This window comes from Bradyrhizobium sp. P2_E8 (assembly GCF_056403875.1).
Genome location: NZ_JBFUES010000098.1, coordinates 1 through 12,801, shown reverse-complemented (window position 1 = coordinate 12,801; position 12,801 = coordinate 1). Strand labels below are relative to the sequence as shown.

General features: G+C 64.1%; 14 protein-coding genes. 11 read left to right on the top strand and 3 right to left on the bottom strand.

Features of this window, described 5'->3' with window-relative positions; genetic code table 11:
- On the bottom strand, nucleotides 1-409 hold a 409-nt coding region (locus AC1D00_RS08170), incomplete at its 3' end, for a Bax inhibitor-1/YccA family protein (protein WP_477010302.1).
- A 261-nt stretch (nucleotides 410-670) separates the two neighbouring features.
- Between AC1D00_RS08170 and AC1D00_RS08165 the strand changes: the two genes are divergently transcribed.
- The 11 genes from AC1D00_RS08165 to AC1D00_RS08115 all read left to right on the top strand — a co-directional run bounded on the left by AC1D00_RS08165 (nucleotide 671) and on the right by AC1D00_RS08115 (nucleotide 10,942).
- Nucleotides 671-868 carry a DUF6894 family protein gene (locus AC1D00_RS08165; RefSeq protein ID WP_135172840.1) on the top strand — a complete coding sequence of 66 codons (198 nt, stop codon included), beginning with the start codon at nucleotides 671-673 and terminating at the stop codon, nucleotides 866-868.
- Nucleotides 869-1,054: 186 nt separating this feature from the next.
- Nucleotides 1,055-2,494, top strand: coding sequence for a basic amino acid/polyamine antiporter (locus AC1D00_RS08160; RefSeq protein WP_135172839.1), 1,440 nt, complete (start codon nucleotides 1,055-1,057; stop codon nucleotides 2,492-2,494).
- A gap of 30 nt (nucleotides 2,495-2,524) precedes the next feature.
- Nucleotides 2,525-2,764, top strand: coding sequence for a hypothetical protein (locus AC1D00_RS08155; protein WP_135172838.1), 240 nt, complete (start codon nucleotides 2,525-2,527; stop codon nucleotides 2,762-2,764).
- Between the two features lie 41 nt (nucleotides 2,765-2,805).
- The gene (locus AC1D00_RS08150; RefSeq protein ID WP_477010301.1) at nucleotides 2,806-3,945 is read left to right on the top strand and encodes an AI-2E family transporter; all 1,140 of its coding nucleotides are present in this window, start codon (nucleotides 2,806-2,808) and stop codon (nucleotides 3,943-3,945) included.
- Entirely contained in the window at nucleotides 3,942-4,541 is a 600-nt protein-coding gene (locus tag AC1D00_RS08145) for a hypothetical protein (protein WP_135172836.1), read from the top strand. Before AC1D00_RS08150 ends, AC1D00_RS08145 begins: the two co-directional genes overlap by 4 nt.
- Nucleotides 4,542-5,027, top strand: a complete 486-nt coding sequence (locus tag AC1D00_RS08140; protein WP_027548848.1) for a DUF992 domain-containing protein — start codon at nucleotides 4,542-4,544, stop codon at nucleotides 5,025-5,027.
- A 155-nt stretch (nucleotides 5,028-5,182) separates the two neighbouring features.
- Nucleotides 5,183-5,740, top strand: a complete 558-nt coding sequence (locus AC1D00_RS08135) for an HdeD family acid-resistance protein (RefSeq protein ID WP_167770477.1) — start codon at nucleotides 5,183-5,185, stop codon at nucleotides 5,738-5,740.
- Nucleotides 5,741-5,755: 15 nt separating this feature from the next.
- Nucleotides 5,756-6,190 (top strand): twin-arginine translocation signal domain-containing protein, encoded by a 435-nt coding sequence (locus AC1D00_RS08130; RefSeq protein WP_477010300.1) that lies wholly within the window; start codon nucleotides 5,756-5,758, stop codon nucleotides 6,188-6,190.
- Nucleotides 6,191-6,263: 73 nt separating this feature from the next.
- Nucleotides 6,264-6,518 carry a hypothetical protein gene (locus AC1D00_RS08125; RefSeq protein ID WP_477010299.1) on the top strand — a complete coding sequence of 85 codons (255 nt, stop codon included), beginning with the start codon at nucleotides 6,264-6,266 and terminating at the stop codon, nucleotides 6,516-6,518.
- 60 nt (nucleotides 6,519-6,578) lie between these two features.
- The gene (locus tag AC1D00_RS08120; RefSeq protein WP_477010298.1) at nucleotides 6,579-7,823 is read left to right on the top strand and encodes an efflux RND transporter periplasmic adaptor subunit; all 1,245 of its coding nucleotides are present in this window, start codon (nucleotides 6,579-6,581) and stop codon (nucleotides 7,821-7,823) included.
- Complete coding sequence (locus AC1D00_RS08115) at nucleotides 7,820-10,942, top strand: efflux RND transporter permease subunit (RefSeq protein WP_477010297.1); 3,123 nt, start codon at nucleotides 7,820-7,822, stop codon at nucleotides 10,940-10,942. Before AC1D00_RS08120 ends, AC1D00_RS08115 begins: the two co-directional genes overlap by 4 nt.
- Before the next feature lie 90 nt (nucleotides 10,943-11,032).
- Here the strand turns inward: AC1D00_RS08115 and AC1D00_RS08110 are convergent, their stop codons facing one another.
- The gene (locus AC1D00_RS08110; protein ID WP_027548852.1) at nucleotides 11,033-11,473 is read right to left on the bottom strand and encodes a RidA family protein; all 441 of its coding nucleotides are present in this window, start codon (nucleotides 11,471-11,473) and stop codon (nucleotides 11,033-11,035) included.
- A gap of 18 nt (nucleotides 11,474-11,491) precedes the next feature.
- Complete coding sequence (locus AC1D00_RS08105; protein ID WP_477010296.1) at nucleotides 11,492-12,670, bottom strand: acyl-CoA dehydrogenase family protein; 1,179 nt, start codon at nucleotides 12,668-12,670, stop codon at nucleotides 11,492-11,494.
- Nucleotides 12,671-12,801: the final 131 nt, after the last annotated feature.

The window sequence follows — 12,801 nt, the reverse complement described above, 5'->3', positions numbered from 1 at the left end:
GGTCACGCCTTGTGGTGTAGCCGAACACGCTGAGCGCCCCGAACATGGCGGCCGCGATGAAGAACACGCGCGTGATCGAGGCGCTGGTGTAGATGTGCAGCAGTATCGAGAGCGAGACACCGACCAGCGCGGCATAGATGAAGAACAGGAGCCGCGCCGTCGCCGCCGACAGCGTATTGATGCGCGCACTTAGGAAAAAGACCAGCGCGAGCGGCGCCAGTATGAAGACCCACATCAACGGACTCTGCAGCAATGCGGGACCGGTGAGCTGGTAGGTCAGCCACGCCACAACGGCGGTCAAGCCGACGCCGGCGGCCATGTAGTTGTAGATGCGCAGCATGTAGCCGCGCAATCCAGCGTCCATCGCGATTGCGTCAGAGGTCGCCAGGTTCTGATCGTAGTTTGACATCGCTTGCCTCCTCGCGGAGCCGTTGGGAGGCAGCAACCCTATCCCTCTGCCCTCGCACGGATATCGGACAATCACCTGATATCCCGGGGGCAAGATCACCCTACTCGGCCTGCAAATTCGGCACGCCTGCCCTTCAGCTTGCGGCGATTTTCCGCCTTACAGAATCGCAAGATGGAGCTGCCGCTTGCGTTCGTCTTTCTGATTACGACCCTTACGCATTTGTCACTGGAAGCGGGTCGATTTCCGGCCTAATCGGCCGACATGCGCTACTTCTTTCACATCGTCGACAGGTACGGCCTCTCGCCGGACGAGAGCGGATGCGAGCACGTTGACCAGGACGCGGCGATGCTGCATGCCCGGCGCATTGCAGAAGAGCTTGCCAAGGCCGGGGAATTCGTCCGGTCGAGCTTCGTGTTTGTGGCCGATACCGCTCCCGGACTTTCGTCCGGTCGCAACTGAGGAAAGACGAGGCTGGCCGGACCAGGTCCAGCCTACTGGTTTCCTGCCACTGCTCTCTACATAGAATCACTGATGTTCGAGCAGAAGGGCTGCTCCTAAGGTCTTTGCCAAGGGGTGGCCGGCGCTGCACCGTCGCAACGGCTTGTCGCGCCTGCCCGATCTCCGATTGGAAGGCCAGCTTGCACCATGGCGCCTCCATCGAGCCAGGCCGATCAAGGGCTCTCCCGGAATGCGCTCATCGCGCTCGTGATCGGGTCGATGGTCGGTTCCGGTATCTTTGCATTGCCTGCAGCGTTCGGACGGACCACGGGCGCGCTCGGAGCGATAATCGCCTGGGCCATCGCGGGCACGGGCATGCTGATGCTCGCCTTCGTGTTCCAGACCTTGTCACAACGCAAGCCGAACCTCGATGCCGGCATCTATGCCTATGCCAGGGCCGGATTTGGCGACTATATCGGCTTTGCTTCGGCGGTCGGATACTGGATCGGTTGCTGCCTTGCAGATGTCGCCTGCCTCGTCTTGATCAAGGCGACGCTCGGACAGTTTTTCCCGATCTTCGGCGATGGCACAACGCCGGTGGCGATCGCTTCGGCGACCGTCCTGCTCTGGGGAGTGCACATTCTGCTGCTGCGCGGCATCACGGGAGCGGCCGCGCTCAATACGATCGCGACCTACGCCAAGATCATCCCGATCCTATTGTTCATTGTCGTCGCCATCATCGCCTTCGACGGCACGCTCTTCTCCATGAATTTCTGGGGGACGGAGCAGCCGGACGTCTCGAAGGTGGTCGCGCAGGTTCGCGGCACGATGCTGCTGACGGTGTTCGTGTTCGTCGGAATTGAAGGCGCGAGTGTCTACTCCCGCTACGCCCGGAGCCGCGCCGACGTCGGATTCGCAACCCTTGCCGGCTTTCTGACGGTTCTGTGCCTCCTCGTCCTCGTGACGCTCCTGTCGTACGGCGTGCTGCCACGAGCGGAGCTGGCGGATCTACCGACACCATCCATGGCGGGCGTGATGGAAGCGGTCGTCGGCCGCTGGGGCAGCGTGTTCATCAGTGTGGCACTGCTGATCTCGGTCCTCGGCAACTACTTGTCCTGGTCGCTGTTGGCGGCCGAGATCCTACATTCCGCCGCGATCCACCGCACGATGCCCTCCTTTCTCGCCACGGTGAACGTGCACAAGGTCCCTGCCGGCGCACTCTGGCTCACCAACTGCGTCATCCAGAGTTTTCTGCTCGTCACCTGGTTTGCGGAATACGCATTCACGCTTGCCTTGAAGATGACGAGCGCGATGACGCTGATCCCATATTTCTTTGTTGCGGCGTACGGCCTGAAGCTCGCCTGGACCAGCGAGGCCTATCACGCCGGCGAGCACGCCCGCGTCGTCGACTGGATCCGCTCGGCCATCGCGACACTTTACGCGGCCGGCATGATCTACGCAGGCGGGCCCAAGTTTCTCTTGCTGTCGTCGATCCTCTATGCACCCGGCACGGTGCTGTTCCTACTCGCAAAGCGCGAGCGCAAGGAAGCGATCTTCAGGCCGTTCGAAATCATCCTTTTTGCAGCGATCACGATCGCCGCATGCGCCGGCGTCTACGCGCTGGCCACCGGAGCCATCTCGATTTGAGTCCTTGTCCCTGGTTACATGGAGGCGGATATGAGCACCCGGGCCATCTGTGGCGCCTTGATCCTCGGCGGATTGGTGGCGGTCTCCGCATGTCCAACCCTGTCGCCGGCCCAGCCGACCGAGACCGGCGTGTCTGCCCAAAAAGATGCCGGCGCGCCGGCACCGAAGAGCGCAGCGCCCAACACCAATACGAACCCGACGAAGCACCGTTACTGGCGTCACCGCGGCGGAAAGCATCCGCACTATGGCAGCCGGCGCGTGCGGACCTAGGTGCAAAAGACGATCGTCGACTCCAGCGATTGGACCGATCCATGAGCGAGTCCAGGACAGGACCGGAGAAGCTCCACGAGGTCGTTCAACGCGACGATTCCACCGGCCGGCCGGAGAACGACGCACGGCGCAGCATGCTCGCGACCGGTCTCACGCTGCTCGCTGCGTGCGTTTGCCTGTTCCTGGCGTGGCAGACGGTGTCCAGTCTCCTGCTCATCTTCGCAGGCGTGTTGTTCGCCGCATTTCTGGACGCGTGCGCGAGGGCTCTGGCGCCGGTCCTTCCGTTCAATCGCGCCTGGCGACTGACGCTGGTCCTGTTGCTGTTCTCCGCTCTGTCGGGGTTTGGAATCGTCTGGGGTGCGGGCAAGCTGCCGGAGCAGACGCGCCTCCTGCTGAAGGTCATGGACAGCCAGATCGACGTCCTGCAGGAGCATCTCCTGTCATATGGCGTTGACCTCCTTGGCCCGGAATGGGGCCGCGACTTCGCGCAATGGCTGTTCTCGGATCAGGGCCGATTTCTCAGCCACGCTCAATTTCTGCTCGGCGGAGCCTCAACTCTTCTGACCGGCGCRCTGGTGATCCTGTTCCTCGGGATCCTCTTTGCCTTCGATCCGAACAGCCATCGCGATAGCCTCGTCATGCTGGTGAAGCAGTCCTATCGCGCGCGGACAAGGGCAGTCATGGACGAGATAGGCACCGTCATGCGGCTGTGGCTGGTCGGACAGTTCATCCGCATCATCCTCATGACGCTGTGGGTCTGGGTCGCACTCTATCTCATCGGGCTGCCCGGTCCTTTCGTGCTCGGATTGCAGGCGGGACTGTCCAATTTCATTCCCTATCTCGGACCCATCGTGGCCGCAATTCCGATCGCGCTGGTCGCAATGCCGCTCGGCAGTTCCCTGCTGATCTGGGCCGTCCTGATCTACACGATCATCCAGTCGGTCGAAGGCTATGTGATCGGCCCGCTGATCCAGCGTCAGGCGGTCGAGATCCCTCCTGCCTGGACGCTGGTCGCGATTGTCATGCTGGGCGCGCTGTTCGGCGTCCTGGGCATCGCACTGGCGATGCCACTGGTCGCGATCGGCCGTGTCGCAATCATCCGATTCTACGTCGAGGACTACCTTGGCGATGACCTCAAGCAGACGTTCAACGGCGGTAGATCGAGAGTGGATCGGCCATGAGCAAGATCGATGTACAACGAAACGTGGGTACCGAGCCTCCCTCGTATCGTTCCGGAATGGCTCATTTCCTGTGGCAGCAGCTTCCTTACATCGTGGCGCTGGTGCTCGCTATCGGAGGGGTCGCCTATACCAACGTCTCCCACCAGCCTCTCGTCGGCTATTGGGAATTCCTGGCGCTTGCCATCTGCGTCGTCTGCGTCGTTACCAAATGGCCGGAAACCCAGGGCAAAGAGACCCAGCTCCGATTGATCTGGACCCAGGCGCTGCACTGGATTGCCGTCCTGGTCACGATGAACATCATACTGGTCTCGGGCGTCCAGCAGTTGCTTCCGACACCGGCAACCGGCCTGGTCCTGCTGACGTTGCTCGCACTCGGCACGTTCCTTGCCGGCGTCAGCCTGTTATCGCTGCAAATCTCGTTCCTCGGCCTGGCGATGGGCGTCGCGGTCCCGGCGATATCCTGGCTGAAGCAGTCCGTCTTCTTCTTCCTGCTGGGCGCAGTGCTGCTGATCGGCCTCGGCATTACGTTCTGGCTCCGCCAGGACGGCCGACCGAGGATTGCGCCCTCCGACACCAACAGCCAAGTGGAGGCCTGAATGCGGATGACACGACTTGTTGCAGTCTTCGGCACATCCGCGCTGCTATGCATCGCCAACCTGCCCGCGCGCGCCGAAACGTTCAGGGTCGGCCGGCTCCTCTGCTTGAGCACCCCGCGCGTCGGGCTTGTGCTCGGATCAGCGCAGTCACTGCGCTGCACATTCTTCGCGAGAAACCCGCCGAGGCAGTTCATCTATGAGGGACGGATCCGGCGCGTTGGCCTTGATCTCGGCGTGACCAGTGCAGGCTCCCTGTCCTGGGCCGTGCTCGCCAAGAACTCGCGGATCGGGTCCGCCACCCTGCGCGGCAACTATGTCGGCGCGAGCGGCAGCCTCGCATTCGGCCCCGGTCTCGGCGCCAACGTCCTGATCGGCGGCTCGCGCAGGAGTGTGATGTTGCAGCCGCTGTCGATCGAGCGGTCGATCGGGATCAATCTCGCGGCCGGCGTCACCAATCTGACGCTGGGCCCGCGCGGCAGCCGATAGCTCGCAACAGCGATTTCACGCGCGATCGCTGGAGTCCGGTTGGGCCCACGCGAACATTCCCACCCCGTCGCTCAGGGTTTCGTCGGATGTCGACCGCGCGGGCTCGAAGCTACCATCCCAAGCGTGCCGATCATCGCGCGGATCAGGAGGATGGCATGACGGTCTATGACAGCCGGTCGGACATCGGGGTTCTGGGCTCGCCTCCGCTGTGGGTCTGCGCTCTCCTTGGCATCGTGATGATCGTCGCCGGCATCGCGGCTCTCAGTGACGTGGTCTTCGCGACGATCATCAGCGTCAAGCTGATCGGGCTGACGGCTATCGCGGCTGGCGCATTCGAGATCGCCCATGCCTTCTGGACCAAAGGATGGGGCGGTTTTCTGTGGCAGATTGTTCTCGGCGCGCTCTATCTCGCCTTCGGGCTTGTGCTGCTCACCCAGCCGGCTTCCGGTGCCCTGATCCTCACCTATTTCCTCGGCGCGGTGCTGTTCGCCTCGGGCGTCATTCGATGCGTGCTGAGCTTCGCCCATTGGCGACAGAACGGATGGATGATGCTGATCTCCGGCATCTTCGGACTGCTCGCGGGCGTGCTGATCCTGTTCGGCTTTCCGACCATCAGCGTCTGGGCCCTCGGATTCCTGCTTGGCGTCGACCTGATCTCGCACGGCCTGGCGTGGCTGCTTTATGCGCTTCAATCCGTGCGGCGAGCTGCGTAACGAACGAAGGAGAAGATGATGATGGACACTCCCACCCGTCGAGCTTTCCTTGGCTTCGCTCAGAATGCCGTTGCTGCCGCGGCGATCGGCGCTATCGGAGTTCGTCTGATTGAGACTGCGGAAGCGATGCCGATTGCCCACGATCTTGGCCAGGCCAGCGAGCCGTCGGACTTCCTGACGCAAGCTCAGTGGTGGGGACCCCCGGCCGGTCCCGGTTGGGGACCTGGTCCGGGCTGGGCTCGTCCGCGACCGCGCTGGCAAGCGGGGTGGTGGGGACCGCCCGCTCCCGCCTGGGGCCCTGCCCCCGGTTGGGGACGACCGCCGCTACTCTGGCAAGCGCAGTGGGGACCGCCGCCTCGTCCAGGCTGGGGCCGCCCACCGCCGCGCAGGCGCCGATGGGTTTGCTGGTGGCATCGCGGTCGTCGTCGTTGCGGATGGCGGTGGCGCTAGGAAGCCCCTCTCAACTTGCGCAATCCGCTGGCAGCAGATTTGACACGAAGGCGATGCAGGCCCGACCCGGGCGATGGAGGCGATCGTGCGCCACGCGAATCAATGGCTCCTGTGGGCCGCTCTGATAGCTCTTCTCGTGGTGGCAGCCGCCTTCTGCGTGTCGGTATGGCAGGCAACTCCATCGATGCCGCTCTACCGCAACATCATCCTCGGAGGGGCCGTCATCCTGATGTTGGTGTTCGGCTGCGGCCTGATTGCGCTGATGTTCTATAGCCGTCGCAAGGGTTATGACGAACCCGCGCGCAACGATCGGACACGACGGGAGTAACGAGGCGCTGGTGAAGCACAGACCCGGCCCGGCTCTCAAGTCTGGAGCAAGGAGCGGACAATGAACCTTGCTGGCGTCCCGATCAGGCTGCTGGCGGCAACTCTCCTGACGATCATCGCCGGTGGGACCGCGCGGACCCAACCCGCCGGGGCCGGAGCCCCTGCGGTCGGCGTCGTGGAAGCGACCAGGCGGCCGATCACCGAGACCAGCGAATTTCTTGGACGGATCGAGGCGATCAATCGGGTCAACGTCGTCGCGCGCGTGACGGCATTTCTGGACAAGCGCCTGTTCGACGAGGGCGCCGAGATCAAGGAAGGCGATGAGCTCTATCGGCTCGAACGTGGTCCCTTCGAAGCGGATCTCGCATCGAAAAAGGCGCAGGTCGCGCAGCTTCAGGCAACGCTCGAGAATGCCAAATTGACGACCGAACGCGCGCGGACCCTGCTCGGAGGCCCTGCCGGGCAACAATCCACCTACGATGCAGCGATCGCCAACCAGCTCAGCTTCGAAGCCCAGGTGCAAGCCGCGCAAGCCCTGGTCCAGGCCTCCCAGATCAATCTCGGTTACACGATGATCAACGCGCCGATTGCCGGCAAGATCGGACGCACGGCGGTGACGGAAGGCAACGTCGTCGGTCCGAGCTCGGGCGTGCTGACCACCATCGTCAGCCAGGACCCGATGTATGTCACCTTCCCGGTGCCGCTCCGCCAGGGGCTCGAGCTGCGGGGACGATACGGACCACAGGGCGGCCTGGACGCGGTGGTGATCAGGCTGCGACTGCCCGATGGCCGCATGTACGGCCACTCCGGCAAGCTGAATTTCGTCGACAACACCATCGCCCAGGGCACCGATACCATCACCGTACGCGGGGATATCGGCAATCCGATCCTGCGGGCTTCTTCGGCGGCTGGTGTCATCGTCCACGAACTCACCGACGGCGAGTTTGTCACCGTCGTGCTGGAGGGCGTCCAACCGATCGAGGTGCTGGCAATCCCGCGCGCCGCCGTGCTCTCCGATCAGCAGGGCGACTATGTGCTGGCTGTCGGCGCCGACAACAAGGCCGAGCAGCGCCGCGYCCAGCTCGGACAATCGACCACGACCATCGCCGCCGTGATCGCCGGACTTGCGGCCGGCGACAAGGTCATCGCGGAGGGCTTGCAGCGCGTTCGTCCCGGCCAGATCGTTTCGCCGGGACCGGCAAGTCCGCTGATCCTCTCGAGCATGAAGGCTGCCGCAGACGGCACGGCTCCGCAAGCGGATCACGGCGCCTCCGGCACGAGCCGCCCGCTGGACCGCAAACCATGATATCTGCCGTCTTCATCGATCGTCCGCGGCTTTCGATGGTGATCGCCTTCATCATCACCATCGCCGGCGCGCTGGCGTTGATGCAGATTCCGGTGGCGCAATTTCCGGACATCGTGCCGCCGCAGGTCACGGTCTCCGGCAACTTCCCCGGTGCATCCGCCGAGGTGGTCGAGAGCAGCGTCGCCCAACCCCTCGAGGCGCAGATCATCGGCGTCGACCGCGCGCTCTACATGAAATCGACCAGCGCCAATGACGGCAGCTACACGCTGACGGTTTCGTTCGCGCTCGGCACCAACCCCGACATCAATACCGTCAACGTCAACAACCGTGTGCAGAGCGCACTGTCGCAACTGCCGACCGAAGTGCAGCAGCAGGGGGTGACGGTGCACAAGCGGTCCTCGTCGATCCTGCAATTCCTGGTGCTCTACAGCGCCAATGGCCAGCAGGATCCGCTGTTCATCACCAACTACGCGATCATCAACGTGCTCGATGCGATCGCCAGTACGCCCGGCGTCGGCCAGGCGAACCTGTTCGCCAAGATGAACTACTCGATGCGGATCTGGTTCGATACGCAGCGACTCACCAGCCTCGATCTCACGCCATCGGATGTCATTGCCGCGATCCGCACGCAAAGCGTCCAGGCACCTGTGGGTCGCATCGGAGCACGTCCGATCAGCGACGACCAGCAGCTCCAGTTCAATGTGCAGACCCTGGGCAGGCTCGCCACCGTCGAGCAATTCGCCAATATCGTGCTGCGTGCCAACCCGGACGGCTCGTCACTGCTCGTGAAGGACGTTGCCCGTGTCGAGATGGGTGCGCAAAATCTCGACAGCGAAGCGCGGATCGACGGCCGCGCGGCCGTGCCGGTCGCGATCTATCTGGCGCCGGGCGCCAATGCGATGACCACCGCACAGGCCGTGGCGGCGACGATGCAGCGGCTGTCGCTGCGTTTCCCCACCGGCCTGAGCTATCTCGTGCAATACGATTCCACGAGCTTCGTGCGCGACACGATCACGGAGGTCTTGCGGACGCTGGGCGAGGCCTTCATTCTGGTCGTGATCGTGGTGTACCTGTTCCTCGGCAATCTGCGCGCCACGGTGATCCCGGCCGTTGCCGTTCCGGTGAGCCTGATCGGCACGTTCGCCGTCCTGCTGGTGCTGGGCTATTCGGCCAACACGGTGTCCCTGCTGGCCATGGTGCTCGCCATCGGGATCGTGGTGGACGACGCCATCGTCGTCGTCGAAAACGTCGAGCGGGTGATGGAGGAGGAGCCGGGCCTTTCCCCCGCCGAGGCCAGCAAGAAGGCCATGACCCAGATCACCGCGCCGATCATCGCGATCACCCTGGTGCTGCTCTCGGTCTTCGTACCGATCGCATTCATTCCTGGCATTTCCGGAACGCTGTTTCGCCAGTTTGCGGTGACGATCAGCGCCGCGATGATGATCTCGGCGTTGAACGCGCTGACGCTGTCGCCCGCCTTGTGCGCGCTGTTCCTGCGCCACACCGGCCCCAGGCGCGGCATCATGGGGCGCGTCCTCGGCTTCGTCGACTGGCTGCGCGACCGCTACAGCGGCGGCGTCCGCCGGCTTTTGCGCGTAGCGGGCCTCTCACTGCCGCTCGTCGCCGTCCTTGCCGCCGGTATCTTCGGCATGTCGCTGATCACGCCAACCGGTTTCCTCCCCGAGGAAGACCAGGGCGYCTTCTTCACCTCGGTGCAACTGCCAGACGGCGCATCGGTGGCGCGAACCAGCGAGGTCACCCAACAGATCGAGGATATCCTGAAACAGATCCCCGCCGTCGATCACGTCCTCGCCATCGTAGGCTTTTCCCTGCTCGACGGCGCATCCGAGCCGAACAGCGCATTGGTGGTCACGCGCCTGAAGCCGTTTTCCGATCGCAAGGCGGCAGCCGATTCCGTGCAGGCGCTGATCCGGCAAACCTTCGCAGCCGGCGCACAGATTCGACAGGCCAACGTGTTGCCGTTCAATCTGCCGCCGATCATTGGGCTCTCCACCGGAGGCGGGTTCGAATACCAGCTTCAGGCGCTGGAAGGACAGAGCCCGGCCGCGATCTCCAGCGTCACGGGGGCGCTGATCGGTGCAGCCAACGCCGATCCACGGCTTGCGCGTGTCTTTTCGACCTTCACTGCGACCAATCCGTCCGTCTATCTCGACATCGACCGCCGCAAGGCGCAGGCGCTCGGCGTGACGGTCAGCGACATCTTCACCGCCTTGCAGGCGACGCTCGGCGGCATCTATGTCAACAACTTCAACCTGTTCGGCCGCACCTGGCAGGTCAACGTTCAGGGCGAAGCGTTCGATCGCGCCGATATTTCGGACATCTGGCGGATCTATCTGCGCAACGGCGCCGGCCAGATGGTCCCGATCAGGTCGCTCGCCGGGATCAAGATCGTGACCGGGCCTCAGGTGATCACCCGCTACAACAATTATCGCTCGGTGACGGTAAACGGCAGCCCGTCGCCGGGCATCTCCTCGGGAACCGCGATGGCCGCAATGGCGGAAATCTCAAACACCGTGCTGCCTGCGGGCTACAGTTTCGCGTGGACCGGCACCGCCTATCAGGAGCAAGAGGCCGCCGGCCAGACCGGCATCGTGCTCATGCTCGCGGTGCTGTTTGCCTACCTGTTCCTGGTGGCGCTCTATGAGAGCACGGTGATCCCGATCCCGGTGCTGCTGTCGGTCGTCGTCGGCGTGCTCGGGTCCTATGTCGGCATCAAGCTCGCCGGCCTCAATCTCGACCTCTACGGCCAGATCGGGCTCGTGGTCCTGATCGCGCTCGCCGCCAAGAACGGCATTCTGATCGTCGAATTTGCCAAGGAGCAACGCGAAGCGGGCGTGGCGCTCGACGACGCCGCCATCCAGGGCGCGCATATGCGCTTTCGCGCGGTCATGATGACGTCGGTCGCCTTCATCCTTGGCCTCCTGCCGCTCGTGATTGCAACCGGTGCGGCGGAGCTCAGCCGCAGAGCCGTCGGGACGGCCGTATTTGCGGGCATGCTTGCGGCAAGCTCAATCGGCATCTTTCTCGTCCCGACGCTCTACGTGACGTTCCAGCGTCTGCGGGAGCGGATCAAGACCACGCCAATGTCCAGCCGCTGAGTTGCCCCAGCGAAACTCAGGCATGGCTGGATCGACATCGCGCGAAATGATCCGAGCCCACGTCGAACGGGCACTCTAGGCCGCAGTCCTTCAACGCGGGACGACAGCCGTCGCTTCAATCTCGACGCGCGCTGCCGGCTCGACAAGGCGCACGACCTGAACGAGCGCCATGCTGGGATAGTGGGTGCCGATCACCTCCCGATAGGCTTTGCCAAGCGCCTTGAGATTGGAGACGTATTCGTCCATGTCCACGACATACCAGGTCAGGCGAACCAGATGATCCGGCCGCGCGCCGCCTTCGGCCAGGATCGCGACGATGTTTTCGAGCGCCTGGCGGACCTGTGCAACAAATCCGTCGCCAAACCGGCCTGAAACGTCCCAGCCGACGACGCCGCCGGTCACGACGAGGCGCCCGTCGGCCATCATGCCGTTCGCATATCCCTTTGGCTGCGGCCAGCCGCCGGGCTGGAGCACCTGCAAACCGTTCGCCATGTCGGGAGCCGCTGCGCCCGGCTGTCTCATCACACTCATCGGTCTCTCTCTATCGTCTCAGCGCGACTTCAGTAGATCGCGCGCCACAATCAGTTTCTGCACCTCGGTCGCGCCCTCGTAGATGCGCAACGCCCGGATTTCGCGGTAGAGGCTTTCGACGACCTCACCCTTGCGCACGCCGCGTCCGCCGAACATCTGGACCGCGCGATCGATGACGCGCTGGGCGGTCTCGGTCGCCGTCAGCTTCGCCATTGCAGCTTCGCGCGTCGTCGGAAGCTTCTGGACATCGCGGCGCCAGGCCGCGCGATAGGTCAGGAGCGCGGCGGCGTCGGTGTCGGTCGCCATGTCGCCGAGCGCGGCCTGGGTCAATTGGAGATCTCCCAGCGTCGCGCCGAACATGCGCCGGCTGCGCGCGTGCGACAGCGCCTCGTCGAGCGCCCGCCGGGCAAAGCCGAGAGCTGCGGCCGCGACCGACGCGCGAAAAATATCCAGCGTCTGCATCGCGAGCTTGAACCCGCCGCCCGGCGCGCCGAGGCGACGGCTCGCCGGGATCCGGCAATTGGCAAAGCGCAACGTCGCCAGCGGATGCGGCGCGATGACGTCGATGCGGTCGGCGATGCCGAAGCCGGGATCATCGGGAAAGACGACGAACGCCGAGATGCCGCGCGCGCCCGGCGCCTCGCCGGTTCGCGCAAACAGCGTGTAGACGTCGGCAATGCCGCCGTTGGAGATCCAGGTCTTCTCGCCGTCGATGACGTAGTCGTTGCCGTCAGCGCGCGCGGTGCAGGACATCGCCGCGACGTCCGACCCCGCCTCCTTCTCGGACAGCGCGAAGGCCGCAAGCCATTCGCCGGAGCGAACCTTCGGCAGCACGGCCTTGCGCAGCTCAGCCGAACCGCCGAGCGCGATCGCGCCGGAGCCGAGCCCCTGCATGGCGAAGGCGAAATCGGCGAGGCCATCGGCATAGGCCAGCGACTCGCGCGACAGGCAGATCGAGCGGGAATCGATCGTCGTCGCATCGCCGTCGGGTGCCGCAACCGCGCAATCGAGCACCCCCGCATCGCCCATCGCGCGCACGAGCTTGCGGCAGGCGGCGTCGACATCGCCGTGATCGATTGTGTCGAGAACCCCCGACTGCACGAAGCGGTCGAGCCGCTCGCCGATCGTGTGGTGGCGTTGTTCGAAGAACGGCCAGTCCAGCCAGTCCCGCTTGATGACCTTTGCCACGGAGCTCATCTGATCCCTCCTCCGCTCACTGCGCGCTAGCTGCCGCGGCGCGCGCCAGATTGGTTTCGTATTGCCCCTTGGCGGACAGATACTGCTTCGGCCAACTGACCGACGTGATGCCGATGCGCGCGGCTTCGTGC

Excerpts from the sequence above, each read along its gene's own strand:
- AC1D00_RS08110 (WP_027548852.1), bottom strand. The coding sequence starts at position 11,473 with ATGAGTGTGATGAGACAGCCGGGCGCAGCGGCTCCCGACATGGCGAAC.
- AC1D00_RS08130 (WP_477010300.1), top strand. The coding sequence starts at position 5,756 with ATGATGATGGACACTCCCACCCGTCGAGCTTTCCTTGGCTTCGCTCAG.
- AC1D00_RS08135 (WP_167770477.1), top strand. The coding sequence starts at position 5,183 with ATGACGGTCTATGACAGCCGGTCGGACATCGGGGTTCTGGGCTCGCCT.
- AC1D00_RS08160 (WP_135172839.1), top strand. The coding sequence starts at position 1,055 with ATGGCGCCTCCATCGAGCCAGGCCGATCAAGGGCTCTCCCGGAATGCG.
- AC1D00_RS08155 (WP_135172838.1), top strand. The coding sequence starts at position 2,525 with ATGAGCACCCGGGCCATCTGTGGCGCCTTGATCCTCGGCGGATTGGTG.
- AC1D00_RS08105 (WP_477010296.1), bottom strand. The coding sequence starts at position 12,670 with ATGAGCTCCGTGGCAAAGGTCATCAAGCGGGACTGGCTGGACTGGCCG.
- AC1D00_RS08165 (WP_135172840.1), top strand. The coding sequence starts at position 671 with ATGCGCTACTTCTTTCACATCGTCGACAGGTACGGCCTCTCGCCGGAC.
- AC1D00_RS08140 (WP_027548848.1), top strand. The coding sequence starts at position 4,542 with ATGCGGATGACACGACTTGTTGCAGTCTTCGGCACATCCGCGCTGCTA.
- AC1D00_RS08125 (WP_477010299.1), top strand. The coding sequence starts at position 6,264 with ATGGAGGCGATCGTGCGCCACGCGAATCAATGGCTCCTGTGGGCCGCT.
- AC1D00_RS08145 (WP_135172836.1), top strand. The coding sequence starts at position 3,942 with ATGAGCAAGATCGATGTACAACGAAACGTGGGTACCGAGCCTCCCTCG.